31 protein-coding genes and 1 pseudogene are annotated in these 25881 nt (G+C 67.7%); 15 read left to right on the forward strand and 17 right to left on the reverse strand.

The window, feature by feature from the left end:
* Window positions 1-9 precede the first annotated feature (9 nt).
* Window positions 10-843 (forward strand): ABC transporter permease, encoded by an 834-nt coding sequence (locus tag ON21_RS26440; protein ID WP_051021368.1) that lies wholly within the window; start codon window positions 10-12, stop codon window positions 841-843.
* Between the two features lie 113 nt (window positions 844-956).
* Here the strand turns inward: ON21_RS26440 and ON21_RS40845 are convergent, their stop codons facing one another.
* Together ON21_RS40845 and ON21_RS26445 are read right to left on the reverse strand one after the other, a co-directional pair.
* Window positions 957-1343, reverse strand: coding sequence for a hypothetical protein (locus ON21_RS40845; RefSeq protein WP_306307713.1), 387 nt, complete (start codon window positions 1341-1343; stop codon window positions 957-959).
* The gene (locus ON21_RS26445; protein ID WP_306307714.1) at window positions 1343-4285 is read right to left on the reverse strand and encodes an AfsR/SARP family transcriptional regulator; all 2943 of its coding nucleotides are present in this window, start codon (window positions 4283-4285) and stop codon (window positions 1343-1345) included. The genes ON21_RS40845 and ON21_RS26445 overlap by 1 nt, the downstream gene beginning before the upstream one ends.
* A 132-nt stretch (window positions 4286-4417) precedes the next feature.
* Here ON21_RS26445 and ON21_RS26450 point away from each other — a divergent pair, with 132 nt between their 5' ends.
* Entirely contained in the window at window positions 4418-4882 is a 465-nt protein-coding gene (locus ON21_RS26450; RefSeq protein ID WP_039802089.1) for an SRPBCC family protein, read from the forward strand.
* 189 nt (window positions 4883-5071) lie between these two features.
* Complete coding sequence (locus ON21_RS26455; RefSeq protein WP_039802090.1) at window positions 5072-5941, forward strand: 1,4-dihydroxy-2-naphthoate polyprenyltransferase; 870 nt, start codon at window positions 5072-5074, stop codon at window positions 5939-5941.
* A 95-nt stretch (window positions 5942-6036) separates the two neighbouring features.
* Here the strand turns inward: ON21_RS26455 and ON21_RS26460 are convergent, their stop codons facing one another.
* The 5 genes from ON21_RS26460 to ON21_RS26480 form a co-directional block, all read right to left on the reverse strand.
* Window positions 6037-6420, reverse strand: coding sequence for a phage holin family protein (locus ON21_RS26460; RefSeq protein WP_039802092.1), 384 nt, complete (start codon window positions 6418-6420; stop codon window positions 6037-6039).
* 74 nt (window positions 6421-6494) lie between these two features.
* A complete protein-coding gene (locus ON21_RS26465) occupies window positions 6495-7076 on the reverse strand; it encodes a Clp protease N-terminal domain-containing protein (RefSeq protein WP_039802094.1) in 582 nt (193 codons plus the stop codon).
* Complete coding sequence (locus ON21_RS26470) at window positions 7076-7297, reverse strand: helix-turn-helix domain-containing protein (RefSeq protein ID WP_039802098.1); 222 nt, start codon at window positions 7295-7297, stop codon at window positions 7076-7078. Before ON21_RS26470 ends, ON21_RS26465 begins: the two co-directional genes overlap by 1 nt.
* Window positions 7298-7415: 118 nt before the next feature.
* Window positions 7416-8501, reverse strand: a complete 1086-nt coding sequence (cds1, locus tag ON21_RS26475) for an L-cysteine desulfhydrase Cds1 (RefSeq protein ID WP_039802100.1) — start codon at window positions 8499-8501, stop codon at window positions 7416-7418.
* Window positions 8498-8860, reverse strand: coding sequence for a DUF4229 domain-containing protein (locus ON21_RS26480; RefSeq protein WP_039802101.1), 363 nt, complete (start codon window positions 8858-8860; stop codon window positions 8498-8500). The genes cds1 and ON21_RS26480 overlap by 4 nt, the downstream gene beginning before the upstream one ends.
* 185 nt (window positions 8861-9045) lie before the next feature.
* On the opposite strand from ON21_RS26480, the gene ON21_RS26485 reads away from it, so the two are divergent.
* Together ON21_RS26485 and ON21_RS37385 are read left to right on the forward strand one after the other, a co-directional pair.
* Window positions 9046-9258, forward strand: a complete 213-nt coding sequence (locus ON21_RS26485) for a BldC family transcriptional regulator (RefSeq protein ID WP_039802103.1) — start codon at window positions 9046-9048, stop codon at window positions 9256-9258.
* 117 nt (window positions 9259-9375) lie between these two features.
* Window positions 9376-9582 carry a hypothetical protein gene (locus tag ON21_RS37385; RefSeq protein ID WP_083880923.1) on the forward strand — a complete coding sequence of 69 codons (207 nt, stop codon included), beginning with the start codon at window positions 9376-9378 and terminating at the stop codon, window positions 9580-9582.
* 190 nt (window positions 9583-9772) lie between these two features.
* On the opposite strand, the gene ON21_RS26490 is transcribed toward ON21_RS37385, so the two are convergent.
* Window positions 9773-10381, reverse strand: coding sequence for a DUF8020 domain-containing protein (locus ON21_RS26490; RefSeq protein WP_039802105.1), 609 nt, complete (start codon window positions 10379-10381; stop codon window positions 9773-9775).
* Window positions 10382-10690: 309 nt separating this feature from the next.
* Here ON21_RS26490 and lppU point away from each other — a divergent pair, with 309 nt between their 5' ends.
* From lppU to ON21_RS26540, 10 genes are all read left to right on the forward strand, one after another.
* Complete coding sequence (gene lppU, locus ON21_RS26495; protein ID WP_051021369.1) at window positions 10691-11341, forward strand: LppU family putative lipoprotein; 651 nt, start codon at window positions 10691-10693, stop codon at window positions 11339-11341.
* Between the two features lie 435 nt (window positions 11342-11776).
* The gene (locus ON21_RS26500) at window positions 11777-12937 is read left to right on the forward strand and encodes a helix-turn-helix domain-containing protein (RefSeq protein WP_039802107.1); all 1161 of its coding nucleotides are present in this window, start codon (window positions 11777-11779) and stop codon (window positions 12935-12937) included.
* Window positions 12938-13181: 244 nt separating this feature from the next.
* Window positions 13182-14420 carry a helix-turn-helix domain-containing protein gene (locus ON21_RS26505; RefSeq protein WP_039802108.1) on the forward strand — a complete coding sequence of 413 codons (1239 nt, stop codon included), beginning with the start codon at window positions 13182-13184 and terminating at the stop codon, window positions 14418-14420.
* A 191-nt stretch (window positions 14421-14611) separates the two neighbouring features.
* Window positions 14612-15073, forward strand: coding sequence for a hypothetical protein (locus ON21_RS36070; protein ID WP_051021371.1), 462 nt, complete (start codon window positions 14612-14614; stop codon window positions 15071-15073).
* Window positions 15070-15558: a DNA-directed RNA polymerase subunit beta gene (locus ON21_RS26515; protein ID WP_245562742.1), complete on the forward strand. Its 489-nt coding sequence runs from the start codon at window positions 15070-15072 to the stop codon at window positions 15556-15558. The genes ON21_RS36070 and ON21_RS26515 overlap by 4 nt, the downstream gene beginning before the upstream one ends.
* Window positions 15559-15604: 46 nt before the next feature.
* Entirely contained in the window at window positions 15605-15826 is a 222-nt protein-coding gene (locus ON21_RS26520; RefSeq protein WP_039802110.1) for a hypothetical protein, read from the forward strand.
* Window positions 15827-16054: 228 nt separating this feature from the next.
* Window positions 16055-16534 (forward strand): hypothetical protein, encoded by a 480-nt coding sequence (locus tag ON21_RS38730; RefSeq protein WP_169332737.1) that lies wholly within the window; start codon window positions 16055-16057, stop codon window positions 16532-16534.
* Window positions 16521-16874 (forward strand): hypothetical protein, encoded by a 354-nt coding sequence (locus tag ON21_RS26530; RefSeq protein ID WP_157170979.1) that lies wholly within the window; start codon window positions 16521-16523, stop codon window positions 16872-16874. Before ON21_RS38730 ends, ON21_RS26530 begins: the two co-directional genes overlap by 14 nt.
* A gap of 141 nt (window positions 16875-17015) precedes the next feature.
* Window positions 17016-17735 carry a hypothetical protein gene (locus ON21_RS26535; RefSeq protein WP_039802116.1) on the forward strand — a complete coding sequence of 240 codons (720 nt, stop codon included), beginning with the start codon at window positions 17016-17018 and terminating at the stop codon, window positions 17733-17735.
* Between the two features lie 164 nt (window positions 17736-17899).
* Complete coding sequence (locus ON21_RS26540; RefSeq protein ID WP_218004151.1) at window positions 17900-18289, forward strand: hypothetical protein; 390 nt, start codon at window positions 17900-17902, stop codon at window positions 18287-18289.
* A gap of 129 nt (window positions 18290-18418) precedes the next feature.
* Here the strand turns inward: ON21_RS26540 and ON21_RS41050 are convergent.
* The 9 genes and pseudogenes from ON21_RS41050 to hemL all read right to left on the reverse strand — a co-directional run bounded on the left by ON21_RS41050 (window position 18419) and on the right by hemL (window position 25815).
* Window positions 18419-18826 (reverse strand): annotated as a pseudogene (locus ON21_RS41050) (type II toxin-antitoxin system VapC family toxin).
* On the reverse strand, window positions 18823-19032 hold the full coding sequence (locus tag ON21_RS26550) for a hypothetical protein (RefSeq protein WP_039802120.1): 210 nt from the start codon (window positions 19030-19032) through the stop codon (window positions 18823-18825). Before ON21_RS26550 ends, ON21_RS41050 begins: the two are co-directional and overlap by 4 nt.
* A gap of 88 nt (window positions 19033-19120) precedes the next feature.
* On the reverse strand, window positions 19121-20086 hold the full coding sequence (gene ccsB, locus ON21_RS26555) for a c-type cytochrome biogenesis protein CcsB (RefSeq protein WP_039802122.1): 966 nt from the start codon (window positions 20084-20086) through the stop codon (window positions 19121-19123).
* Between the two features lie 2 nt (window positions 20087-20088).
* A complete protein-coding gene (gene resB / locus ON21_RS26560) occupies window positions 20089-21735 on the reverse strand; it encodes a cytochrome c biogenesis protein ResB (RefSeq protein ID WP_174372209.1) in 1647 nt (548 codons plus the stop codon).
* The gene (locus tag ON21_RS26565; RefSeq protein WP_039802124.1) at window positions 21732-22559 is read right to left on the reverse strand and encodes a cytochrome c biogenesis CcdA family protein; all 828 of its coding nucleotides are present in this window, start codon (window positions 22557-22559) and stop codon (window positions 21732-21734) included. The genes resB and ON21_RS26565 overlap by 4 nt, the downstream gene beginning before the upstream one ends.
* A 40-nt stretch (window positions 22560-22599) precedes the next feature.
* Entirely contained in the window at window positions 22600-22854 is a 255-nt protein-coding gene (locus ON21_RS26570; protein WP_039802126.1) for a hypothetical protein, read from the reverse strand.
* Window positions 22851-23492, reverse strand: a complete 642-nt coding sequence (locus ON21_RS26575) for a TlpA disulfide reductase family protein (RefSeq protein ID WP_083880909.1) — start codon at window positions 23490-23492, stop codon at window positions 22851-22853. Before ON21_RS26575 ends, ON21_RS26570 begins: the two co-directional genes overlap by 4 nt.
* Window positions 23489-24184 (reverse strand): histidine phosphatase family protein, encoded by a 696-nt coding sequence (locus ON21_RS26580; protein WP_245562751.1) that lies wholly within the window; start codon window positions 24182-24184, stop codon window positions 23489-23491. Before ON21_RS26580 ends, ON21_RS26575 begins: the two co-directional genes overlap by 4 nt.
* 311 nt (window positions 24185-24495) lie before the next feature.
* Window positions 24496-25815: a glutamate-1-semialdehyde 2,1-aminomutase gene (hemL, locus tag ON21_RS26585; protein ID WP_039802128.1), complete on the reverse strand. Its 1320-nt coding sequence runs from the start codon at window positions 25813-25815 to the stop codon at window positions 24496-24498.
* Window positions 25816-25881 lie beyond the last annotated feature (66 nt).

The raw sequence follows: 25881 nt of genomic DNA on the forward strand, positions 1-25881 counted from the left end.
AGCACAACCATGACCACCATCACCGCGACCGAAACGCGCCCAGCGGCGCCGATCGGGATCCCCGAAGTGAGCAACCGCGTTCCGCTGGTCCAGGCGGCGGCGAACTCGTTCACCATGGCCTATCGCGGCCTGCTGAAGATCAAGCACAAGCCCGAGCAGCTGTTCGACGTGACGATCCAGCCGATCCTGTTCACCGCGCTGTTCGCCTACATCTTCGGCGGCGCCATCGGCGGCAGCGTGCAGGACTACCTGCCGGTCCTCATCCCCGGCATCCTGGTGCAGACCGTGGTGCTCACCTCGGTCGTCACCGGCACCCAGTTGCGCGAGGACATGGACAAGGGTGTCTTCGACCGGTTCAAATCCCTGCCGATCGCGCGCATCTCGGCGCTGGCCGGTGCGCTCCTGGCCGATATGGTGCGCTACGCACTCGCCACCGTGCTCACCATCGTAGTCGGCATCGCCATCGGTTATCGCCCGGAGGGCGGTGTGCTCGGGGTCGTCGTGGCGGGTCTGGTCATCGTCTTCTGCTCGTTCGCGATCAGCTGGATCTGGGCGCTGGTCGGGGTCACCGGCAAGAGCGCGGCGGGCGTGCAGGGCATCTCGATGATGATCATGTTCCCGCTGACCTTCATGTCCGGCGCGTTCGCGCTGGTGAGCACGATGCCGGGCTGGATGCAGGGCCTCAATCACATCAACCCGGTGTACTACATGGTGAACGCGTGCCGCGGGCTGATGAACGGCGCCGCCTTCGGCTCCGATCTGGCTTGGTCGCTGATCGGCTCGCTGGTCGTCATCGCGATCTTCGCCCCGCTGACCGTCAGGGCGTACATGCGCCGCGCGTGATTCATCACCGAACAAGAGCGGGCCGGGTGACCATCGTCACCCGGCCCGTTCTCGCTGTACTCGGCACGAGTAGTTCGATTCCCACCGCGGCGAGGAGTACCGGGCGCGGGTGGTCAGGCGTCGAGACTTCGAAGCATGCTCATGATGCGGTCCGCGGACTCGTTCCGGCGCAGGTGGCCGAGGCGGCCGCGGGCTTCGTCGACGCGGGCCGCGCCGAGCTTCGCGATCGCCGCGTCCACATGCCGTTGCCACCGCATCGAGGGGTAGTCCTGTCGGCAGAAGACGTTCAGAGCCAGGATCAGCAAGTCGAGACCCACGGCGACCTCGCGGTCGACAGCGATGAGGTAGGACCCGATCGCGCAGGCGACCCCGCCGATCTGCGGCAGGTCCCGGTACCTGGTCAGCGTCGGCACGGCTTGCTCGAGCAGCTTGGCGGGCAGGATCGCGCCCGGGTCGGCGCCATGGACGACCTGCGCGGCGAGCGCCGACGCGGCGAGCATCAGTGCCCCGGGCCCGGGCCGAGTGCGTTGTTCGGCCAGCCGAACAGCTCGAGCGCGCGCTCGTAACGGGCGAAACCATCCGCGATGTCACCCGTCGCCAAAGCCACCTCGGCCGAACTGTGCATCACGGTGGACCGCAGCTGGTTCTGGCCGAAATCCGAGCTGTCGATGTCCGGGGTGACCAGAGCGAGGGCGAGTTCCCGCTCGGCCTCATCCAGCTCACCTACGCCGACCAGCGAGGCCACCAGCAGGCTGCGGATTTCCACAGTGTCCTCGTACGCGCCGAGCCGCTGCAGCATGTCGAGCGCGCGGCGGTAATAGGTCACCGATTCGCTGTACTGGGCGAGTTGGCCGCAGACCTGCCCGAGGTGCCTGCACACCATGGCGGCGCTCCAGACGTGCTCGTGTCCGAGGAGCTCCAGCGCCTTGAACGCGTCGACGGTGGAGCCGCGCACGTCGCCGAGGTTCTCCCGGACGTTGGCCCGGAGCAGCAGCGCGGTGGCCCTGGTCTCCCGGTCCGCCGAGCGCGTCGCCTCGGCGAGCAACCTGCCGAGTCCGCGACCGTCCGCTCGGATGAGCACGACCTGGGCGACGAACCGATTGGTCTCCGCGAGATCCGCGCGGTGACGGAGCAAACGGCGCACCCGCAGGCGCAGCGCGGCGAGTTTTCTCGCACCGCCGTTCGTATAGGCCAGATGCAGATACGCCAGCTGGTAGGTGACGAGCACGAGGTCGGGACGCACGCCTTCCGGGCCGAAGTCGACCGTCTCCAATTCGATGACGCGCTCGGCCCACGCGATGACTTCCAGGTGCGAGCCGCGGATCACCCACAGTGTGCCGACGACGGGAAAGATCGTGTATGCCGTTGCGGCATCCCGACGTTCGATCGCGCAGCGCAGCGCGGCGAGCAAGTTGTCCAGCTCGGCCGCCACGGAGAGCGCGAGGTGGACCTGATCGCCGGTCATATACCGGCTCGCCGTGTCGTCGGCGTAGTGCTTGCCCCACCGCATCATTCGCGTGTCGACGGCTTCAGACTCGCCCACCGCGGCGACCAGCTGCTCTTCGCCGAACTCCCGCACCGTCTCGAGCATTCGGTAGCGGGTGCCGAGCACCTCGTCGTCCAGCACGGTGAGCAGCGATTGGTTGACCAGTCCGTCGACGGCCGCGGCGACATCCGTCACGTCGGCTCCACCCGCGACCGACTCGGCGGCCGACAACGTGAAACCGGCGGGAAATCGGCACAACTGGCGCAGTGTCACCTGCTGTTCGGTGTCCAGCAGGTTCCAGCTCCAGTCGATCACCGCGTGCAAGGTGCGGTGCCGCTCGGGCGAACTCCGATCGCCGTGGCGCAGCAGAGCGAACCGATCGGCCAACCGCTCGTTGATCTCCTCGACGCTCATCGTCCGCACTCGCGCGGCGGCCAGCTCGATGGCCAGCGGCAGCCCATCGAGCGTGTGGCACAGCTGAGCGACGAGGTCCGGATCCAGCCGGACCCCGGGCCGCACCGCCCTCGCACGCGCGGCGAACAGCTCGGTGGCGGGCGAGCCCGCCGGGTCGACGGTCAGCGGCGGCAAGGGATACACGATCTCGGCCGTGGTCGTCAGCGGCGAACGGCTGGTGGTGAGCACGGTCAGCCGGGGTGCGACGCCGATCAGATCCGCGACCACCACGGCGACGGCGTCGATCAGATGCTCGCAGTTGTCCAGGATCAGCAGCATGGCGCGCGCCGACACGGCGTCGTGCAGCCGCTTGCGCAGATCGACGGTCTGTCCCCACCGCAAGGTGGCCGAGTCGAAGGTGACCTCGCTGAGCCCGAGCACCGCGGCGATCGCCGCCTCGACCTCGACCCTGGCGTCGTCGCCTTCGGCGCGCACCGAGGCCAGCTCGACCAGCGCCACCGGAGAGGTGGCCGCCATCTGCCAACCGATCTCGTTGGCGACCCTGGTCTTGCCCGCTCCGCCGGGACCGAGCACGGTCACCACCCGGGCATCGTGGAGCAGCTCGGTCAGCGCGGTGATGTCGGCGGCCCGGCCGAGCAGGGCGTTGGGCGCGGCGCGCAGACCGATCGCGGCGAGGTGCGGGGTCGGCGGTAGGTCGTCGGACGGCGTCGTCTCGGCCGCGAGCCCGCTTCGGGGACCGCCGTCCTCGGCTGCGGCGCTGCCCGAACGCGGCAGCCCTGGGCGTCCGACCCGCTCTCCACGCAAGATCGCCGTATGGGTCTCGGCAAGCGCAGGACCCGGGTCGGTACCGAGTTCCTCGGCCAAGCGGGAGCGGAACGCGGCGAACGATTCCACCGCCTCGTTGGGCCGCCCCGCTGCCGCCAACAGGCGCATGAGGGTCTGCTGTGCGGGCTCGTCCAGCGGTTCGGCGGCGGCCCGCAGCCGGGCGAGACCCAACGCTCCGTCGATGTCCCCGCCGTCCTCACGTGCGGCGAGTTCGAGGGCGTCCAATTCGGCCAGACGCCGCCCGGCAGCGGCCCGCAGCTCGTCGGCGAGATCGCCCGGCGGCAGATCGGCGCCGGGATCCCCGCGCCACAGTGCCCGCGCCCGCGCGATCTCCGCCAGGCATCCCGGAAGGTCGCCCGCCGCGTGCAGCCCGCGCGCCCGTGCCACGCGCTCGCCGACCGAGGACAAGTCGACCTGATCGGCGCCGAGCGTCAACCGGTAGCCCGCCGGACCGATTTCCAGCGCGCCCTCCGGCAACGCCGATCGCAGCCGGGAGACCTGGGTGTGCAGCGCGTTCATCGGCGCGCGCGGCGGCTGTTCGCCCCAGAGGTCCTCGATCAGGGCCTGCGCACCGCGACTTCGGCCGGGGCGCAGCGCCAGCGCGGTGAGCAGGAGCCGAGAGCGCGCGCCGGGCAGCGGCGTCAGCAGGCCGTCACGGCGCAGCGCGACCTCGCCCAGCAAGGCCACCACGACCGATTCGCCTGCGGGCGTCGTCACTGCTCGACTATGGCCGTGCGGGCCGCTGTGCTCCGGAAACATCCCGCGGTCATCGTAGGCGAGCAGGCCGGAGAAGCTCGACACGAATTCTTTGCCGCGACTGCGAGCGGTCGGTCGCATAGTGTGACCCCCATGGCTGAGTTCGAGGTGGTCCGATCGGCCGTGATCACGGCCGGCCCCGCGCGCGTGCACGGGCTGATCAACGATTTCCACAAGTGGGTCGAGTGGTCGCCGTGGGAGGACCTCGACCCGCAGTTGCAGCGCAGCTATTCCGGCGCGGAATCCGGCGTCGGCGCGCGCTACGCCTGGAGCGGCAACCGCAAGGCCGGAGCGGGCAGCATGGAGATCATCGGCAGCGCCGAACGAGAGATCGCCGTGCGCCTGGAGTTCCTGAAGCCCATGAAGGCCACCAACATGGTGACCTTCATCCTGGACCCGGTCGAGACCGGCACCGAAGTGACCTGGCGGATGACCGGCCGACAGACCGGTCTGATGGCGGTCATCGGCAAGCTCATCCCGATGGACAAGTTCGTCGGCCGGGATTTCGAGAAGGGACTCGCGCGGATGCAGGAGGCGGTGATGGCCGAAACGGCCTGATCGCCGGGCTGAGGACGGACTCCGTCCGGCTGTGCGCATTATGCGGAACCTCCGCCTTCGCTGCGGCCATGCGCGGGCTGTAGACGGACTCCGTCCGGCTGCGCCGATTATGCGGAACCTCCGCCTTCGCTGCGGCCATGCGCGGGCTGGAGACGGACTCCGTCCGGCTGTGCGCATTATGCTGCGGATATGGCTACTGCAGCGCAATGGATCGAGGGCGCGCGACCACGTACCCTGCCGAACGCGATCGCCCCGGTGCTCGCCGGGACCGGGGCCGCCGCGTCGGTCGACGGTGCGGTGTGGTGGAAAGCGATTCTCGCGCTGCTGGTTTCGCTCGCGCTGATCGTCGGCGTGAACTACGCCAACGACTACTCCGACGGCATCCGCGGCACCGACGACGTCCGCGTCGGCCCGCTGCGCCTGGTCGGGCAGAAGCTGGCCTCGCCCACGGCGGTGAAGACCGCCGCGATCGTCAGCTTGGTCGTCGGCGCGGTCTTCGGCCTCGTACTGGTGCTCACCAGTGCGTGGTGGCTGCTGCTCGTCGGCGCGGCCTGCCTGGCCGGCGCCTGGTACTACACGGGCGGCAACAAGCCGTACGGCTACAGCGGATTCGGCGAAGTGGCGGTGTTCGTCTTCTTCGGCCTGGTCGCCGTGCTCGGCACCCAGTTCGTGCAGGCGGGCCGGATCGACTGGGTGGGTGGGCTGCTCGCGATCGCGGTGGGCGCGTTCTCCAGCGCCGTGCTCGTCGCGAACAACCTGCGCGATATCCCCACCGACACCGACTCCGGAAAAGTCACGCTCGCGGTGAAACTCGGCGATCCGCGCACCCGCACGCTGCACCTCGCCCTGCTGACCGTGCCGTTCCTCGCGACGTTGGCGCTGGTCGCCCGCACGCCGTGGGCACTGGCCGGGCTGCTCGCGATACCGCTCGCCGTGCGCGCCAACGCGCCGGTGCGCGGCGGCAAGGGCGGCCTGGAACTGATTCCCGCGCTGCGCGATTCCGGCCTGGCATTGCTGGTCTGGTCGGCGGTCACCGCGCTGGCGGTCGGACTGGGTTAGCGCGCCACCGGGCCTGGCGGTCGCGCAACGCGCCGACCAGGTGAACCCGATGGTGCGAGGCACGACCGAGCGTCGCGCGTTCGCCTCGCCGCGGGCTAATCCTCGTCCGGAACGATGATGCCGAGCACCCAGTTCACGAGCGAGACGATGATGCCGCCGAACACCGCGGCCCAGAAACCCTCGACACGCAGGCCGTAATCGGTGAACGCCTCGGTGATCTCGGCGGTCAGCCAGAGCATGAGCGCGTTGATCAGAAGCAGGAACAGGCCGAGCGTCACGATCACCAGCGGTAGTGACAGCAATTTCACGATCGGCTTGACCAGCGCGTTCACCGCCGTGAACACCGCGGCCACCGCGAGCACCACACCGATCTTGGCGCCGTTGCCGCCTTCGGGAGCGAGAATGTCGATCTTGTCGACCCAGAAGGCGGCCAGCCAGATGGCCACCGCGTTGATGATCAACCGAATCACGAGCTGCATGGCCCAATGCTAGGCCGCGGATGCGGACACGCGCCGCTGGAGAACACGAACTCCCGCAGCGCATGTCCGGCTGCTCAAGCCGCACGGTCGAGCAGGGCGTGCACCTTGGGCCGCAGTTCACCGATCGCGGCGGAGCCGCCGAACAGGCGCACCGTCGTCTGGTTCGGGGCGCGCAGTATGCCGAGCAGCACATGCCCCGACTCGATGGTCTTGTCCTTGCGGCCGAGCGCCTCGCGCAGGGCGAGCTCGAGCACCTTCTTCGCTTCCTTCGTGAACGGAATGTGCCCGTAGTAGCCGCCGCGGCTCCAGGGGAACGGCCCGCGGCGCGGGTCCGGCGCGGCACGGTCGAGCGCGTCCTCGCCGAAATGCGTTTCCAGCGACTCCCGGACGGCCTCCAGATCGATGCCGATGGATTTCAAGGCTTCGGCGTCTTCGGGGCCGAGCGGTATCCCGCTGCCCTGTTCGGCCAGCGCCCGGCGCACGCCGTCGCGGGTGAGTCCCGCTTCCGCGAGCAACGCCGTCAACTCGGGTTCGGCATGCGCGAGCACGCCGAGCAATACGTGCTCCACCTCGATATTCGACGCGTGGAGTTCGCGCGCGTCCTCCTGGGCGACGACGATCGCCGTGCGCGCAGACCTGCTGAACCGCTCGAACATCAGCGGATCCTGCCTTTCCGGTTGTACTTCTGGTGGACTGCCTGCCTGCTCACCTCGAGCGCCTCCGCGATCGCCTGCCACGACCAGCCCTGAGCACGGGCGTTGGCCACCTGGATCGCCTCGAGACGTTCGAGCAGCCTGCGTAGCGCGAGCACCGCGCGCAGCCCGACCTTCGGATCGGGACTGCCCGCGGCCGCCGCGAGTGTGGTTGCTTCCGTCATGACGTCAATTTTGATTGACACCAGCTCGCGATGTCAACAAAAATTGACAACTGCGGACGCGACAGAGTCCCGTTCCGCTCCAGGCGAACAACGAACCCCTAGCCGGGGCGCGAACCGATCAGGCGTCCCAGATTCCGGTCGCCACGAACTTCTCCAAGACGGCGGTGGGTTCCGCGAGCTCCAGCCCCTGCGACGACACCCACGCGTCGTCGAAATACGTTCCGGCGTAGCGATCCCCGCCGTCACACAGCAGCGTGACGACGCTGCCGCCGCGCCCTTCGGACAGCATCTCGGCGATCAAGGCGAAAACGCCCCACAGATTGGTGCCGGTGGAGCCGCCGACCCGGCGGCCGAGCCGCGCGCTCGCGAACCGCGCCGCCGCGATGGACGCCGCGTCGGGCACCTCGAACATGCGGTCCACGATCTGACCGACGAACGAGGGCTCCACCCGCGGGCGGCCGATGCCTTCGATCCGGGAGGGCATGCCGGTCTGGTAACCCGCGTCCCCCGTCTCGTAACCGCCGTAGAAGGCGGAGTTCTCCGGATCCACCACCGCCAGCTTGGTCGCATGCCTGCGGTACCGGATGTAGCGGCCGATCGTGGCGCTGGTGCCGCCCGTGCCAGCGCCGACCACGATCCATTCCGGCACCGGATTGGTCTCCAACGCCATCTGCTGGAAGATCGATTCGGCGATGTTGTTGTTGCCGCGCCAGTCGGTCGCGCGCTCGGCGTGGGTGAACTGGTCCATGTAGTGACCGCCGCATTCGGCCGCCAGCCGCGCCGCCTCGGTGTACATGTCCGGCGGGCGCCGCACGAAATGACATCGCCCGCCCTGGGCCTCGATCAGCGCGATCTTCTGCGGAGAGGTGCTCGCCGGCATCACCGCGACGAAGTCCAAGCCGAGCAGCTTCGCGAAATAGGCCTCGCTGACCGCCGTCGAACCCGAGGACGCCTCCACCACGGTCGTCCCCTCGGTGACCCAGCCGTTGCAGATCGCGTACAGGAACAGCGAGCGGGCCAGGCGATGCTTGAGGCTGCCGGTGATGTGGGTGGACTCGTCCTTGAGGTAGAGCTGGATGTTCCACTCGGCGGGCAGCGGGTAGCGCAGCAGATGGGTGTCCGCGCTGCGCTGGGTGTCGGCGTCGATCAACCGCACCGCGTTGTCGACCCAGTCGCGCGGCGCGGTGTGATCGCAGGACTTCACGAAGACTTCCCCGACTCCGGCGCAGCGGGCGGCTCGTCGCCGCGCAACCGCGCCCGTAGCTCGGCCTTGTCACGGCGCCTGCGCTCGTCGACCCGGGCGATGTCCTCGTTCACCTTGACCCGCAGCCGCTTGAACAGGACCAGCGACAGCGGCATCGCGATGATCAGAGCGAACAGAGCCGCGACCACCAGAGGGATGTCCACCGACACCAGCCGCGCGGCCCCCACGATCAGCGCGGTGAGCACCACCACGAGACCCAACCTGGCGACGGTGTAGAGGGCCAGATTTCGGGCCAGACGACGACCAGCGCCAGCCGTTTGCTGTCCGGAAGCACCTTTTGGTGGATTCGCGTCACGCACATCCCTCAGCCTATGCGAAGCTGTTGCCCGCCCCCGGTGCACGCCCAACAGCCGGGGGTGGGGCGCGCATCCGTTTTGTCTATTACCTCCCCTTTACCAACTGTAGGTGGTTCGAGTACCTAGGGGTTTCAGTGCGACGATGGCGCCATCTGATGAGGGAACTGTCGAGAACGGAGAGGTTTGCTATGACTGCGATCACCGTCGGCGGCCAGGACACCCTGCTGACTCCGGGCCAGGTTGCTGCCCTGTTCCACGTCGACCCCAAGACCGTGACGCGCTGGGCCCACGCCGGGCGCCTCGGGTCGCTGCGCACACCGGGCGGACATCGCCGGTTCCGCGAATCGGAAGTACTCCAGCTGCTCAAGTCGCTGACCACCGAGGCGACCGCGGCACGCTGATCGCAGGGCGCGCGGGCCTGTCGTGCTCGGGTCCGCGCTCGCCCGCACATCATTTTCGCGTCTGCGGTGTGCTGGAGTCACGTCCGCGGCTACCCTCGTAACCAGGAGGTGAGCGACGTGACGTACCTGTTGGCACTCATCGCGGTGGTGGCAATAGCGGTGTTGTGCTGGAAGGCGTTCGGCCCCGAGCGGACTGGACCCCATGCCCCGCAAACGCGTTCACCGCAGCGCAAGCGCGTCATCGGCCCCGACGACGACCCGGAGTTTCTCTGGCGACTATCTCGTCAGCACCGTGACGGCGAGTCCGGTTCCGCCGAGCGCTGATCTTCGCATCACCCGCGCGATAGCACGCGTCCAGCGGTATCCGGCGTTCGCGCGTTTTCATCGTTATGTCGTGGCGCCGTCCCGGCGGAGCCGAACCTCTCCCCGGCGGACGCCACGGCGATCGGCAACCCGGTTCCGGATGCGGCAGGCGCGCTGCGGTGCGCCTGCCGCTCCCGATCCGCGATATCGATCAGGGTTCGCCGTTGACGACAGCCATCAGCGCGTCCATGAACGGCTGCCCGCCCTGAATGGCTCCGCCCGCGATCGCGCCGACGACCAGGCCGATCGGGCCGGTGATGATGCTGAAGAAGCCCAGGCCGATCAAGGCCCCGAGCAGTCCGCCGAGCAGTGCGCCCGCGACCACGCCGACCACGTTCTGGTTCAGTTCGGCGATGAGCCGGTTCATCGAGCTGATCGGCTGCATCTCACCGATCTCCTTGGCGCCTGCCACCGGGGTGAGCGCGAGACGCCGTCCGCCGTCGCTGATTTCGTGCGCGACCGACAGCTTGCTGCCGGAAACCTGGAAGCTCAGCGGCACTTCGGCCACCACGGCTCCGGTATCGGAGGTCAGTTTGATCTTGGTGCCGTCGTCGGCCACCGCGAAGGTGCCGTGCTCGACGGCGGTGGTGATCGCTCCGGTCTCGTGCGAGACCGTGGTGTGGTAGTCGACTCCCTGCTCCACACCGGTAGTCGTGATCTCGCGCTCCGGTTCAACGGGTTTCGCGTTCGCAGCCCCCGCCGTGATGCCCACTGCGGCAACCGCGCCGAGCGTAATGGCGGCAATAGTGCCGAACTTCATTCTGGAATTCCTTCTCACCGAGACACCGGCTCCGGAGGCCGGATGGCGTGTGACTGTACAGCGCCCGTGACTTGTTTCCAGACTTGGCGACCGCCACACATGATCGCGAAGTTCGTTATCCGATCGTGATCACTCCTGGCCCGGATACCGGCACGCAGGTGAATTCCCAGAGCGGATCGCTCCCCCAGGGAAGGAAAACTCGACGCGGACGTGCCGCGTAGTGTAAGCATGGCGTGGTCTTCAATCCGCAAGATTCACAACTTCGGGTCGCTAGGTGGGTCGAAGGGTTCACAGCTCTGGAGGACGTACGTGTCGCGCCAACGTGTCCGCGCCGGTATCACCCTGGCCGCCTTCATGGTCGGGACCGGACTGGCGGCCACCATCGTGGTCGTCGCCGCGCTATCGATGTCCGGCCCCGCCGACGAGCCGGCCAAGGCCGCCGCTCAGACCAATAGCGCCGCAACCACGGCCGCGCCTCCCACGACCACCGAGGAGCCGCTGCCGACCACCACGGAGGCACCGCCGACCACGTCGGCGCTGCGTGGCGCGTCGAACAAGAGCACAACGAGCATGCAGGTGAACATCGGCGATTGCGTACAGCTCGGCGGGGCGGGCGCGATCGACAAAACCGCTTGTGGGAGCTCGAACTCCGTCTACAAGGTCGTCGAGAAGGCACCGGCGAACGCCAGCTGTCCCACCGACGCCGACCACACCTACAACGAAACGCTGCATGGGGCGACACAGGCCGCACTGTGCCTGGATATCGACTGGGTCGTCGGCGGCTGCATGGAACTGACCCCCGGCAACCCCAAGCGACTGGACTGCGCCGCCCACACTCCGGGCGCGGTCCGGGTGATCGACATCAAGCAGAACACCGTCGACGTCAACGCCTGCGGCTCGGCGGACAGCGGAATCGTTTATCAGCAGCGACATTTCGTCGTCTGCGTGGCTCGCCTGTAGGGCTCCGTACGCGCGCGTACCACACGCCGCGAGCGCACGACACGGCCGCCCACACGGGCTTATTAACAGACATGCGAAGTCTTGTGTCCCTTAAGGCGCCGAGGCTCGGAACGTTATTCGTTCGGCGGGTGCATATTTCGGCATGTCGCCCCGAAAACTATGCCCCGAACCGAAGCCGTTCTCGCGCAATTCGCGGCACACAATCTGAAACGTCCGCATTCAATTCTTTTGGCGCAGACGTGCCAATAAAAACCCCACAATTCCGCGAAATACTTGCCCGTCAGGCCGCGTCGTTCAGCGACAGCCCCATGAGCACCGCGTCCCACAGCTCGCCGCTGCGCCGCCGGTAGTGCGAGCGCAACACGCCCTCGACCTCGAAACCGGCTCGGTTGTGGAGCGCCTGACGAGTATCGGAAGCTCCCGTAGCCTCGGGACATGAGCACAGATCTCGGGGAACGCTTGCGGTCTGTTCGCAAGCGGAGCGGTCTGACGCAACGTGAACTCGCCCAGAGTTCAGGAGTATCACTATCCCTGATTCGCAAGATCGAACAGGGCGAGCGCGACGACACTCGCATTCAGACGCTTCGACGGCTGGCCGTGGCGATGGGCTGCCCGCTCTCGGCGCTACTCGGCCCCACCCCTGGCCGCCCCGAGACCGAAGGCGGCCAGCTCTGGCTCCCTACTCGGCGGGCTCTCGTGGCGATCGCGGACGGACACGCGGCCGAAACTCCTGCCGAGCGGAGCATGAACGAATCACTGGTCGCGGCCGTGAAGCTCTACCACGACAACGAGTACGAGCAGTTGAGTCGGCTACTTCCCCACCTGATACTCGATGGACGCGCCGCGACGCCGCTCATGCGCTCCCGGATTCTGCAACTGGTCGGGTCGGTGCTGGTCCAGACTCGGCAACTACAGTCCGCGAGGACCGCACTCGAGCAGTCGCTGAGGGACGCGGAGTCGACCGGGAACGTACTCGATGCCGCGTCGGCAGTGATCACTCTGTGCTGGCTGCTACTCGTGGAACGACAGTTCGAGCAGGTCCGCACCCTGGCGGTGTCGTGGGCAGACCGGATCGAGCCGCGCCTGTCTGTTGCCACAACACGTGAGCTGTCGACGTGGGGATGGTTGCTGTTGCGCGGCTCAGCCGCGGCGATACGAGACAACCGGCCGGACGAAGCAGACGACATGATGCGCCTGGCGAACGCGGCAGCCGCAGCGGTCAAGCGAGATTCGGGGAGTTATCACCAATACTGGACGACGTTCGGGCCTGCCACGGTCGCCATGAAGCGAGTCGAGAATGCGATCGTGGACGACCGCCCCGACCTCGCATTGCGGCTCGCCCGAGACGTCCCGCCGGGATTGCGCCCGACCTCCGACAACCGCAACAGGCATCTGCTCGACGTCGCCGCGGCCCACATCGAACTCCGAAGCTATGACACCGCGTTCGACGTGCTGGTTCAGTTGTCCCGTGAGGCCCGGCCGTGGCTGATCGAACAGCGGTCCGCTCAGGATTTGCTGGGCCGGATCATCTCCAGACGACGCACCCTGACTCCTGAGATGCGAGATCTCGCAGATCTCCTGCGACTGGAGTACTGAAACTGCCGCGACTCTGCCCGGCCTGCGTAGCCGCACCACGGAGAAGCACCTCCGCAACCTCGAGGCCACCGGACGCCTCGCTATGGCTCGCACCAGCAGTTCGAAAGCGAGAATACCGTCTTATCCTGCGGGCCTCCCGCGCTCGTCCCGCCCGAGCAGCGCAGTCGTCTCTTATTACATGCCGACTGGAAGACGGACAACAGGTACCGTCGCAGGTGGACACTCATCGGCGGAGGAGTACGCCATGAACGACATTCCCTCGAACGAAGTCGGGCGCAGGCTGCGTGAGATCCGCGCTTGGCGCGGGCAGAGTCTCGAGGTGATCGCGGGCTTGGCCGGTATCAGTTTCGGATACCTCGGCCGCCTGGAGCGCGGAGAGCAAGCCTTGTCCAACCGTGCCACGCTGGAGGCGCTGGCGCGGGCGCTACGCGTCTCTCCGTCAGAGTTCTATCCGGTCGCGGGGCAGGCTGGTTCGCGTGCCGAAGGCAACGAGTCCGCCCATGCGGGAGTGGTCGCGATCGAACGCGCGCTCGACGTCTACGAACTCGGCGACGACCCTGGCGGCGCGGTCCGCGAATGGCCCGCCATCGCCGCCGACCTCGAGCGGCTAGCCGAGATGGCGCAGGTTACCTCGGACTTCGCCGGGCAAGCCGAACTCGCGCCCGCACTATTGGCCGAGTTGCACGCGGTCTACGCCCGATCACCGGAACTTCATCGCCACGTCTTGCTCGGCTTGATCACTTGCTACGCCTCGGCTATGTGGGTGACCAAGCGGCTCGTTGGCCGCGGTTTGCCACTGCTGGCTGCCAAGGCCGCGCAAGAATGCGCCGCCATGCTGGAATCTCCTGCATGGTCCGGGTTCACCGTTTGGCTACGCGGTGATGCCACGGGCGGCCTGTCCCGGCCTGAGCAGTACCGGCGTGCGGTGCGCTGCATCGATGAGCTCGGTCCGCATTTGAATGACACGAACGTCCTCCAGGCGTCTGGCATGCTGCACCTCTCGGCTGCACTCGCCTCGGCAGTGCAGGGTGACCGATCGACCGCTGACACGCATTTGGACGAAGCCACCGCCCTGGCCGGGCGCATGGAGACGGAGACCGGGGCATTCGGTCGTATGTGGTTCGGCGCATCGAATGTCGGGATCTGGCGCGCATGCATCGGTATGGAATTCGGCGACGGGGTGAAGGTGGCTGAAGACGCGCGCAAGGTCAACGTCAAGAGCATCCCTAGCAAGTCCCGGCAAGCCGAGTTCTACATGGAAGTCGGCCGTGCTCTGCTGACCGAGCCCACTCGCCGTGAACAAGGCGTCCAAGTGCTGCTACGCGCTGAACACCTTGCACCGCAGCGTGTCCACGCCGATGTCCTGGCCCGTGAAGCCGTGGCCGATGTGCTCCGCGCCGCACGGCGCGATGCGGGCGGACGTGAGTTGCGCGGCTTGGCATGGCGGCTGGGCCTCGCTCCCGAACACGCGCCGAACAACTGATCGAGTCCTCGCGTTTGTCCTTCGTGGACAAATCTGTTGTGGCTCAACTCATAACGTCTGCCTCGGCCCCGACGCCGGGGTGAGCCGGCCGCCTTCGTCATCTCGGCCGCGCCAGGACAGACGTGAATGCTGGCTGGTGCTGCGCCCTCGGCGTCGGGTGCTTTCCAATCGGATTGCAGGGAGGCGCAGGGATGGATGCGAGCAGTCGGCAAGGGTTGTATTCGGCGGGGACGGCCGAACTGCGCCGGATCGCGGCGTATTTGAAAGACGAGTCGATACCGTTGCGCGGCGCGCTGGCATATACGGAAGGCGCGCTGGCTATCGGGCTGCGGTGCGTGGCTGTCGCAGGTGCCGACGCGGTCGGTGATCAGGCCACGATCGCGATGCTGGCACGTCGCCACGGGTACACGCTTGCTGCCACGTACGTGGTTGCGCCGGACACTGCGCCGCTGGTCGCGGCAGCGAGCGTGCTCGAGATGGTGCATGTGGCCCACGCGGGTGCGGTGATCGTCCCTGGGATGGCGCATCTGGGCGGATCGGTCCCGGCCGAGTTCACGCGGGTGTGCAGCGTCATCATGCCGGGACACGTGATGCTCGGCCGCGCGCTGTACGCGACGCCGCCGGTGTCCGGGGACGCCGAGGCGCAGGGATGAGCGCGGCGGGCATGGGTGGTTTCGATCTGACCACGCCGAACGGGCGGTGCGCGTTCTACAGGCTGGCCTGCCAGCTCCCGGCCGAAGTGGACCCCGTCGCCCTCGGCCGCATCGTGGTGCGGGCGGGTTCGATGGTCTGGGGTGTGTCGGTGCCCGAGCCGTTGGGACGGGCAGTGACGGACCGCTTACGAAGCGGCGGACACAGTCTCGGCCCGATCATCACCCACCCGCATTCCCTGACGTGGACCTTTCTAGTACGACCTGATCTGCCGGACGAACCCCGAATCTTCGCGAGCCTGTTCCGCGATCGACTGAAGGTGATCCGCGACGACGGCTTGATCGCGCTCCCGTCCCCGGCCGACAACACCACCACCTATCGCGCATGGCTCGAGCCACCCCGCGACACCTACCGCCCCTCAGGACGACTGGTGGTGGAAACGGTACGCGCGTGCCTGCTCGCACGAGCGGTGAGGACCAGCCGATGAACCGGCGCGGCGAACCGATCGAACCCCAACCGAATTCTCCGGTCTCATGACCGGTCCCGCCCAATCACCGCGCCCGGAGGAACCCGACGTACACCTGTCGGTCTACCTGTACGACCAACGAATGGACTTCGCCGCATGCCTGACCGCCGCAATGATTTTCGTCCAAGACTGGAACGCCCGCCACCGCCCCGGCGCGGTAACCGTCCTCCCCGGCAACCCCACCGGCCTCCCCCGCCTCCCCAACGAACGGCTCTACCTCGAGTCCTGAGGCCAGGCCGTGGCCGCCGACAGGATCAGAGAAGTGTCCGGAGTCACTCGAGGGAAATCGATTCTGTCGGAACCGAAACCGTGGCTGGTCCGTCAAAGGATATTGGAAAGCAGCGAAGTTCGCAGTCACGAAGTGACGCTGCTTCTGCCTCGCTGGAGGCGGGGGTACCGCATCGGGCGCTGACGCGCCATCACCAGGGGAAACAGGCACCGGATCCGGTGCGACGACGTGGGGGTTGAGATGAAGATACGTGCATTGTTGGTCACCGCAGCAGCGGTGTTCAGCCTGGTCGCCGGGGTGGTCCAAAGCCCGCTGGCTCATGCGTCCTTCCCTTGGGGAGCGTGCGGAAACAGCTCGCCTGCGGACAAGGTCGTCACAACCTTCGGCGACTGGAAACTGCTGTGTGGAGACGAGGAATCGGGTTATCGGCACATCCAGCGGAGGCACATGAGCGAGTGGGAAGGCCTTGCAGGAATCGAAGGTCGCAATTGGAGGGACATCGCAGACATGGCTATCGCCAAAGCCCACGACGCACCCGACTGGCATGGCTCGGTCGGGAGCGGCAAGTACTGTTACACGGGGCAGATCTATCTCGTCAACCGCGCCACGGGAGCAATAGCCAAGACGGTTCAGCCCACCGTGATCGTGAACGAGAACGGCAAGGTCATCACCGCGTACCCGGGAGGAGCCTGTGGTGGAAAAGTCTGATCCCGGTCTGGATGAACTCACCGCTTCGGTGATCCGCGCCGGTAACGAGTGGGGATACCAGATCGACCGCGACAACTCAGGTCGGCTGCTACTCACGGCTGTAGGCGAATCGCCGGTGATTCCCCCCGTCGAGTTTCGGTTCACCGACCAGGAACTCCGCGACTACTACGCGCGCCTCGCAGCGAAAGCTGGAACACCGACTGGCGAGAGCACGCCGTGGAAGACGTGGATGGTTCTGATGTCGACCCACCTCAGCGAGGCCGTTTACAAGGCGGGGGTGCTCAACCAGCCATGCGCCATCGTGATCGATAGCGCTGGATTCTGGGCCGAACCGGCGTAGCCAGCGGCCGAGGTTCCTCAGAGGAATGCTTGCGGCAAGCCTATGTCCTGCCACGACCCGAAAATCGCCGCGACAGCAGGCTCTATTCGAACGCACGAATATGTTCCAGGATGGGCATCCGCTGACCAAGGAGGTAACTCGGTGCCCGACGCAGACGCGGATGGCCGGTTCGATCTGCTGCTGGGCCGCACGATCCCGCTGGTCCTCGCTCCGGCCGGTACTGTAGCCGGTCCGCGGGTGCGGGGAGTCGTACGCGCGGACTCCGGGCATGCCCGCATCGTGCTGTCGCCGGACGCGGCGATGGTCTCGGGGATTGCGGTGGACTACGAATTGGCCTCCGGCACAATCCTGCTCGATGTCACCGGCGCTATAGACCATGCGCGGTTCACCATCGCGCCCGCTGTCACGCGACTACTGGCTGACCACGAGGACCAATCGCGTGACAGCCACGGCAACACCGTCCTCGCCGCGGCCGATACCGGATTCGACTACACCGCCGAAGCCGATTCCGGTGACCAACGCCTGTTCAGTCTGTTCAGCCTCTTGGTCGGCGGCGGCCTGCCCTGGTTCGCCGACGACTACACCTTCGCAGGATTCCTGTACACCGACGCCGACACCTGCCGCATCTACATTCGGGTCACCCGCACAGACCGCACCTATGGCATCGACTTGGTTGTCAGCGGCGCCGACGGCCGTCCGACCGGCTACGCCTACCTCGCCCAGGAGCTGGCGCCGCTGGCCCGAACCGGCGACCTCGCCCGCCAGCCGGTTATCGACGACACCGACGACTACTGCGATGCCGTCGTGGATCTGCGCGCCTGGATGGGACCGGCAGGGTCCGGGGCCTCCACAAGGAAATAACGCATGCTCGCGACGCGGCGGTTCCGGATCGAATTCGAATCGCTGGATCGCGACTCGAGTTTCGAGTACGGCGCTCACCACCAGGACGCCGGTGTGACTGGACGAGCCGATCTGCCCTCCTGGAAAATGAACTCGAGTTTCGATCACAGGAGGGCTGGGCGTTCGTGACGTCATCGATGGTTCCGAGAACCGTCAAGGCGGTCGACACAGCGCGACTGATACTCCTCGACGAGCAGGCACGTGCGTGTGGTCTGAACAGACACCACGGTGCAGGCTGGCTGGCCGCTCACGCCGACCGCACGGCCACTCACTACCTACAGCCCGTGCTGGTTCATCGTCTGGAGCACCGACCGGAGTTCTCGCCGCACTGGCGGTGTCTGCTGCTGCTCACAGTACGAGACGGCCAGCAGATCTCCTCACTCCTGGATGTTCTACCTGCGTCTTTCAACGACTTGCCAGAAACATTGGACGATCCGACGAAGTCCGCGATCGCCACGAAACTTCACCATGGATCACTCGCCACCCAGGCACAATGGGCGAAGCAGCACGGCTGATGCCGCGTGTCCATCGACCGCTGGTCTCGTTGAGGAACCCACGAATCCGAGCCTCAACTGTTCCTCGAGGGCGTGTCCTCCGTCGCGCGTCCTCGAGCAGAAACAAGAAAGCGCTGGCTGCTCGCAGAGCTACGGCACGAGAAGTAACTGACCAGCCTTGGACTGGACGATAGAGAAATGCTTGCGGTCCAACGTGGCGACGGCGGTAATGGGGAACCGTTCGGCCACGGCGACCACGGAAGCGTCCACTGTGCCGAGCGGAAGATCGGCGTACTTGTCGACGAGCTGGCGGATTCGGTGCAGATCCTCGGTGGTCGTATCCACGACGGTATATGCACCTTCCGCCACGTCCTGTAAGAAGGCCAACTCGGCGACCGGGCCGCAGCGTCATTCCAACAGGATGGCCGCCTCGGTGAATACAGGCGCGGGCACCAGCAGCGGCCCTGGAGCGTTCAACAGCAGCTCTCGGCAGGCGGCGTGGTGGTTGTCTCGATTGTTGACCAAGGCCACGATCGGCCCGGTATCGACAACGATCACTCGGCCGTGCCCCGGTCGAGTTCGTCCCGGACAATCTCCTTCGCCCGTTCCGCAAGGTCGGGTTCGGCGACGGCGATGCCATCACTGTGGAACGTTCGCCGTCCCGACTTCCTGACGAGCTGACGCAGCAATTCGGCCGCGGCCGGCACCTGATCGTCGGGTACAGCTTCGGCTAGGCGAAGCAGTTCCTCATGAGTGGCGCGCATGGTGACCAGTGTAGTTCCGCATCCTCTCAGGGGGATGACGCGAACCAGTACCGCAATGGTAATGGCCGCTGCGGGCGGTCAGAACGCCTCAGTTCAACCCCGCATACGAGTGCAACCCGCTGATCACCATGTTGATGATGAACAGGTTGAACAGCATCGCGACGAAGGCGGCGATGTTGATCCAGGCGGCCTTGGTGTCGCGCCAGCCCGAGGTGGCGCGGGCGTGGAGGTAGGCGGCGTAGAGGACCCAGGCGATGAAGGAGCAGGTTTCCTTCGGGTCCCAGCCCCAGAAGCGGCCCCAGGCGGCTTCGGCCCAGATGGCGCCGAGGATGACGCCCGCGCCGAACAGCGGGAAGCCGATGATGGTCGCCTTGTAGGCGAGCCGGTCGAGGGTGCGGGCGTCGGGCAGGCGGCGGGCGATGGCGCCGAGGATGTTGGCCGACTCCTGGCCGTCGGGCTGACGCAGGCGGTAGAGGAAGAGCATGCTCGCCACGCCCGCGAACAGGAACACGCCGCTGCCCACGCTGACGATGGTGACGTGCACCGGCAGCCAGAACGACTTCAACGCGGGAACCACGGGTGCGGCGTCGGCGTAGAGCACCGTGCCGGCGAGGAACAGCAGAATCAGCACCGGCACCAGCAGGAACACCCACATGGCGCGGTAGCGCTGCTCGCGCAGGAGCGCGATCCCGACCAGGACGGCGGCGGCCGTCGCCATGGTCACGAACTCGTACATGTTGCCGAGCGGGAAGCGGTGGGTCGCGAAACCGCGCAGCACGATCGCGCCCACGTGCAGCGCGATGGCCACCATGAGCACCGAGAACGCCATGTTGCCCAGCCGCTCCGACAGCGGCCGTTGCACTGGCTCGGCGACCCGGCCCGGTCCCTGCGGCGTCGATCCGCCGCCCACCGTCACCAGCTCACGCTCGGACACCTCGCGGCTGCGCGCCGTCGCGTACTGCCAGATCAGCAGCACCAGCACCAGCGCGTACACCACGATTGCCGTTTTGAAGGCGAAATCGCTGTACCTGGCGATGGTCTCGTCGATCGGCATCGTCACTCTCCCGTGGTCTCGGCGTGCTCATCGAGCAGGCGCGTGCGCAGCCGGTCGAACTCGCCGCCCCAACCCGCCTGATCGGTCCTGGCGAGCCCGCCCATCTCTACTACAGTGCGTCGTTGGTCAACGGTACCGGCTGTGTCATCGGCCGGGTAGACCCGCACCCAGATCCGCCTGCGCTTGATCAGCAGCGAGACCAGCAGACCGGCCATCATCAGCAGCGCGCTGACGAGCACCCACTGCTGGGCCGGGTCGTGCGAAACCTGGAGATTCACGAACTCCTGCGCGCCGTCGAAGGTGACCTTGGTGCCGTTCGGCAGCGTGGTCGACTCGCCGGGGCGGAGATTGACCCTGGCCTCCTTGGCGAGCCTGCCCTGCTTGACCTGCTCGGGATCGAGGGCGAACAACGACTGCGGCTTACCGGTGTCCAAGCCGGTGTCGCCGCGATAGATGTCGACCGCGACAGCGGGATCGTTCATCGCGGGGAAGGCCGAACTGAGCAGTGACCCGTGGAACATCGCGGTGGGCGCGAACAGCCCTTCGATCGCGATCTGGTTCCTGCGGCGCTCCTCCTCCGTGGCGTACATCCCGCCGGGCGGGTCGATCCGCAGCACGCCGCTGGACAGGAACGTCGAGGCGTCGTCGGGCCGCCACTGGATGGACTCGGTGCGGGTCTGGCCGCCGGGGAAGGTCACCGTGAAGGTGGGCGCGTAGCCGTGTCCTTGCAGGTAGAGACGGTCACCCGCGACGCGGAGCGGATGGTTGACCTGCACCCGGGTGTCGCGCCATGTGTTCGTCCGCAGGTCGTCGCCCGCCTGGTAGGAGAGGTTCGCGGTGAACATCTCCGCTTGCCCGTTGGTCAGGTAATCGGCCTGGAAATCCTTCACCCGCACACAGACCGGGGTCATGCCGGTGCCGTCGTTGACGTTGCCCGCCTTGAACGAGTCGAACACCGCGGGCGAGGTGGTGCAGAAGCCGGGGCCGTTGTTCGCCAGCACGATGACGCTGCCCTCGTAGCCGAACAGCTTGCCCACCGCGATGGCGATCAGCAGCCCGACCAGCGCGAGATGGAAGACGAGGTTGCCGAGCTCGCGGGTGTAGCCCTTCTCCGCGGACAGCGCCAGTTCACCGTCGCGGGGGCCGGGGCGGACCTCGGTGCGCCAGCCGCGCAGCTGGGCGCGGGCATGGTCGATCGACTCCTGCGGCGACCGCTCGACCCGGCCCGCATAGTGGTGCGGGAGCCTGGTCAGGTTGCGCGGCGCCCGCACCGGCGGCGTGCGCAGAGCGCGGTAGTGGTCGAACGTGCGCGGGAGGATGCAGCCGACCAGTGAGATGAACAGCAGCACGTAGACAGCCGTGAACCAGAAACTGGAGAACACGTCGAACAGCTCGAAGCGGTCCATCCACGGGCCGAGCGTTGGCCGGCTGGCGATGTACTGCTCGACCTTTTGCTCGTTGAGATTCCGCTGCGGCAGCAATGCGCCGGGAATCGCGGCCAGGGCGAGCAGGAACAACAGCACCAGGGCGGTGCGCATGCTGGTGAGCCCGCGCCAGGTGTTGCGCAGGAACGCCCAGGCCCGCCCGATCACGGATTGGCGCGGCGGACGTTCGGGGCTTTCGATCGTGGGGTGGTCGGTCACGGTCATATCGGCAGGGTCACCTCGGAGACGAACGCGTCGCGCACCCAGGCGACGAACTGGTCCCACGCCCCGGTGACCAGCGCGGCGCCGACCGCGACGAGCAACATGCCCCCGATGATCTGGATGGTGCGGGAATTACGGCGCAGCCAGCCGACCCCCCGCAGCGCGCTCGCCGACCCGAACGCCAGCACCACGAACGGCAGACCGAGGCCGAGACAGTAGGCGATGATCAGCGCGACCCCGCGCACCGCCGTCGTCCCGTCGGTGCCCGCGGCCACCGCCATGACGCCCGACAGCGTGGGGCCGAGGCACGGCGTCCATCCCAGCGCGAACACCCCGCCCAGCAGCGGCGCGCCCATGAGGCTGGTGAGCCTGCGCGGCTCCATCCGGGTGTCGCGCTGCAACGCGGGCACCAAGCCGATGAACACCAGACCCATCAGGATCGTCACCACACCGCCGATGCGTTGCAGCAGTTCCCGATTCACGTTGAGGGTCTGGATGACGCCGAACACGGTCGCGGTGGCGAGCACGAAGACCACGGTGAAACCGGCGACGAACAACCCGGCCGCGCCCGCGACCCGCATCCGTCCCGATCGAGGCGGCCGTTCGACGGTCGCGACTCGGCCGCCGGTGGCCTCCGCCACTGTGGCGGGCGGCGCCTCGGCGCCGACCAGTCCGGCCAGATAGGACAGGTACCCCGGCACGAGGGGCACCACACACGGCGAGGCGAACGACACCAGACCCGCGAGCAGACACGCGCCGAGCGCCAGCAGCAGCGGCCCGGAGGCCGCCGTCTGCTGGAACGAATCACCGACCCCGGCGAGCACCATCACAGGTCCTCCCCGGTACGCGGCGCGGTGCGCGCGAGGGTCACACCGAATCCTCCCGCGTGTCCTCCTGCGCTCGTCCGGCGCTGCGCAGCGGCGCGACCGTCCGCTCGGTGGCCGTCGGCTCCTCGGCCGCCTCGAACACCGGGAAGTCGAGCAAGGACTCGGCCGCGACGCTGCGCGGCACGGTGGCGATGCCCGCCCACCGGTCGTCGACGGCCCATCCGCCGCCGATACGTCGGGCGCCCTGCCGTGGCCGACAGGCGCGCAGGTGGCGGGTACGACGGTCGCGATTCACTGTGATTCCTCCGCGGCGATACTTTCGACCACTGGCTGTAGATCCTCGGCGAGCAGGGACCGCAGGAAGACCGCGGCGACCCGGTGTTGCCGGTCGAGGACGAGCGTGGTGGGGATGACACTGGTTGGGAAATTCCCGCCGAGCGCCAAAAGCGTGCGCATCGACGGGTCGTAGATGGACGGGTAGCCGACCTTGTTGTCGACCACGAAATCTTGGGCCTTGTCCTGTTGCGGGTCGCGGACGTTGATGCCCAGGAAGGCGACGCCTTTGTCCTTGGTCGCTTCGTAGACCTTTTCCAGGGCGGGCGCCTCGGCGCGGCACGGACCGCACCACTGGCCCCACAGGTTGAGTACCACGACCTTGCCCGCGTAGTCCTCGACCGCGGTGGTCTTGCCCGCGGTCATCAGATCCGGACCGGAGAGCTTGCCGATGGTGCCGCGCGCGGCGGGCGGGTCGTAGCGGATGTCGGTCTTGCCGCCGGGCGAGACGAATTCGAAGGTGCCGCCCGAGGCCACCGCGTCCGAACCGGTCGAGCAACCCGCGAGCGCGGCGATCAGCGCCACGCACGCGAGCAGAACCGACAGCACCCGCCCGGTGCGAGCCGAGGGCGGGATGGAGAACGCGGTGGGGTGTGTCATGCGCCGTGTACCGAGGGGTCCGAGCCGCCCGCCGGCTCGGAGTAGACGATGTCGACCAGCGTGTCGCCGTGGTAGACCAGCGAGGTCAGCGAAGCGAGCGAGCACTGCCGGTTGCGCGGGTCGTGCCAGAGACGCTGCCCCTGGAGGAACCGCCGTAGCGTCCACACCGGCAGCTGGTGGGAGACGAGCACCGCCTCGCGTCCGGCGGCTTCGACCCTGGCCTTGTTCACGGCCGCCAGCATGCGATGCGCGATCTGCAAGTAGGGCTCGCCCCAGGACGGGGTGAACGGGTCGCGCAGCTTCCACCAGTGCCGCGGCTTGCGCAGCGCGCCGTCGCCGACCGAGACGCGCAGGCCCTCGAAGGTGTTGCCCGCCTCGATGAGGTTCTCGTCGGTGCGCACGATGACGTCGTGCTGCGCGGCGATCGGCTCGGCGGTCTCCTGCGCCCGCTGCAACGGCGAGGCGATGACCAAGGCGATGTCGTGATCGGCCAGGGTCCGCGCGACCGCGGCGGCCTGCGCGCGGCCCGCCACCGAGAGGCTGAAGCCGGGCAGGCGGCCGTAGAGGATGCCGTTCGGATTGTGCACCTCGCCGTGGCGCAGCACGTGCACGATCGTCTCGATCGGGGCGCCGCCGCCGTCGTGCACCCGATCGGTGGCGCTGGTCCGCGCGTCGGCGCCCTCCGCCGCCATGGGTGCGGCGCCCTCGGTCTCGGACGCAGCGGGCTTGTCCTTCTTGCGCGCCGCGACCTGCGCGTCCGACGACGCGGCAGCCGCCGCGAACTGAGCGCCCGCGTCGACCAGGATCGATTCCCCGGATTCGGCGGTCGCGGTCCGCGCCTCGGCGCCCGCGGCGGCGAACTGCTCACCGGCGTCGATCACGGTCGCTTCCTCGAACGGATCGACGACCACGGCGGTCGCGCCGTGCGTCGCGGTCACCTCCGGCGCGGCGGACGGCTTGGCCGGCTTCCGCCGGTCGGCATCGGGCTGATCGAGGTCGGAGGTCACGCGCGGGATCCTTCAGGGGTGGCGGCCGCCGCCGCGTGCGCGGCGGCGGGCAGGGCGGCAGCGATACGGTCGAACGCGTCCTCGTCGAGCGCCGCGGAGACGAACCACGCTTCGAACGCGCTCGGCGGCGCGTATACGCCACCGTCGAGCAGGGCGTGGAAGAACGCTGGGTAGCGCCAGGTCTGGCTCGCCTTGGCGGCGGCGTAGTCTGTGACCGGGCGTTCGGCGAAGAACACGCTCACCATATTGCCCGCGAACTGAACCTGGTGCCCGACCCCCGCCGTGGTCAGCGCCGAGGTGAACAGCTCGCCGAGCCGCTGCGCGTTGCGGTCCAGCGCGGCGTACACCGCTTCGTCGGCCGCGCGCAGGGTGGCGAGGCCCGCGGCCACCGCGACCGGGTTACCGGACAGCGTCCCCGCCTGGTAGACCGGCCCTAGGGGCGCGAGGTGGTTCATGATCTCGGCGCGGCCGCCGAACGCGGCCGCGGGCAAGCCGCCGCTCATCACCTTGCCGAAGGTGTAGAGATCGCCCGCGACGCCTTCCCGGCCGAACCAACCCGCCGCGCTCACCCGGAATCCGGTCATCACCTCGTCCATGATGAGCAGCGCCCCGTGCTCGGCGGTGAGTGCGCGCAGACCCGCGTTGAATCCGGGCAGCGGCGCCACCGCGCCCATGTTGCCCGCCGCCGCCTCGGTGATCACGCAGGCGATCTGCCCCGGATTCGCGGCGAACGCGGCGGCCACGGCGTCGATGTCGTTGTAGGGCAGCACGATGGTGTCGGCGGCCTGCGCGCCCGTCACGCCCGGCGAGGTGGGCAGCCCGAGCGTGGCGACGCCGGAGCCCGCGTCGGCGAGCAGCGCGTCGACGTGGCCGTGATAGCAGCCGGCGAACTTGATGATCTTGGTGCGCCCGGTGTAGCCACGGGCCAGCCGGACCGCGCTCATGGTGGCCTCGGTGCCGGAGTTCACCAGCCGTACCCGCTGCACCGGCGCGACCCGCCGCACGATCTCCTCCGCGAGTTCGATCTCGGCCTCGGTCGGCGCGCCGAAGGACAGGCCGCCGCTCGCCGCGCCGCGCACCGCATCGACGACCGCGGGATGCGCGTGGCCGAGGATCATCGGTCCCCAGGAGCAGACCAGGTCCACGTACTCGTTGCCGTCGGCGTCGACCAGCCGCCAGCCGTCGGCCGAGGCGATGAATCGTGGTGTGCCGCCGACGGATCGAAACGCCCGCACCGGAGAGTTGACGCCACCCGGGATCACCGAACTCGCCCGGTCGAAGAGCTGAGCGGAAACCGGCACAGCTGCACTGGTCACGCGCGGAGAAGAACTCACGAGTTCCAGTCTCTCAGCACCGGAAAATCGGCTTGACGACAGGGTGTA

This window comes from Nocardia araoensis NBRC 100135, assembly GCF_000308435.1.
Classification (GTDB): Bacteria; Actinomycetota; Actinomycetes; order Mycobacteriales; family Mycobacteriaceae; genus Nocardia; species Nocardia araoensis.

Coding starts and splice junctions, on each gene's coding strand:
- ON21_RS26440 (WP_051021368.1), top strand. CDS start 10: ATGACCACCATCACCGCGACCGAAACGCGCCCAGCGGCGCCGATCGGG.
- ON21_RS40845 (WP_306307713.1), bottom strand. CDS start 1,343: ATGCTCGCCGCGTCGGCGCTCGCCGCGCAGGTCGTCCATGGCGCCGAC.
- ON21_RS26450 (WP_039802089.1), top strand. CDS start 4,418: ATGGCTGAGTTCGAGGTGGTCCGATCGGCCGTGATCACGGCCGGCCCC.
- ON21_RS26455 (WP_039802090.1), top strand. CDS start 5,072: ATGGCTACTGCAGCGCAATGGATCGAGGGCGCGCGACCACGTACCCTG.
- ON21_RS26460 (WP_039802092.1), bottom strand. CDS start 6,420: ATGCAGCTCGTGATTCGGTTGATCATCAACGCGGTGGCCATCTGGCTG.
- ON21_RS26465 (WP_039802094.1), bottom strand. CDS start 7,076: ATGTTCGAGCGGTTCAGCAGGTCTGCGCGCACGGCGATCGTCGTCGCC.
- ON21_RS26470 (WP_039802098.1), bottom strand. CDS start 7,297: ATGACGGAAGCAACCACACTCGCGGCGGCCGCGGGCAGTCCCGATCCG.
- ON21_RS26485 (WP_039802103.1), top strand. CDS start 9,046: ATGACTGCGATCACCGTCGGCGGCCAGGACACCCTGCTGACTCCGGGC.
- ON21_RS26490 (WP_039802105.1), bottom strand. CDS start 10,381: ATGAAGTTCGGCACTATTGCCGCCATTACGCTCGGCGCGGTTGCCGCA.
- ON21_RS26500 (WP_039802107.1), top strand. CDS start 11,777: ATGAGCACAGATCTCGGGGAACGCTTGCGGTCTGTTCGCAAGCGGAGC.
- ON21_RS26505 (WP_039802108.1), top strand. CDS start 13,182: ATGAACGACATTCCCTCGAACGAAGTCGGGCGCAGGCTGCGTGAGATC.
- ON21_RS36070 (WP_051021371.1), top strand. CDS start 14,612: ATGGATGCGAGCAGTCGGCAAGGGTTGTATTCGGCGGGGACGGCCGAA.
- ON21_RS26515 (WP_245562742.1), top strand. CDS start 15,070: ATGAGCGCGGCGGGCATGGGTGGTTTCGATCTGACCACGCCGAACGGG.
- ON21_RS26520 (WP_039802110.1), top strand. CDS start 15,605: ATGACCGGTCCCGCCCAATCACCGCGCCCGGAGGAACCCGACGTACAC.
- ON21_RS26550 (WP_039802120.1), bottom strand. CDS start 19,032: ATGCGCGCCACTCATGAGGAACTGCTTCGCCTAGCCGAAGCTGTACCC.
- ccsB (WP_039802122.1), bottom strand. CDS start 20,086: ATGCCGATCGACGAGACCATCGCCAGGTACAGCGATTTCGCCTTCAAA.
- resB (WP_174372209.1), bottom strand. CDS start 21,735: ATGACCGTGACCGACCACCCCACGATCGAAAGCCCCGAACGTCCGCCG.
- ON21_RS26565 (WP_039802124.1), bottom strand. CDS start 22,559: ATGGTGCTCGCCGGGGTCGGTGATTCGTTCCAGCAGACGGCGGCCTCC.
- ON21_RS26575 (WP_083880909.1), bottom strand. CDS start 23,492: ATGACACACCCCACCGCGTTCTCCATCCCGCCCTCGGCTCGCACCGGG.
- ON21_RS26580 (WP_245562751.1), bottom strand. CDS start 24,184: ATGGCGGCGGAGGGCGCCGACGCGCGGACCAGCGCCACCGATCGGGTG.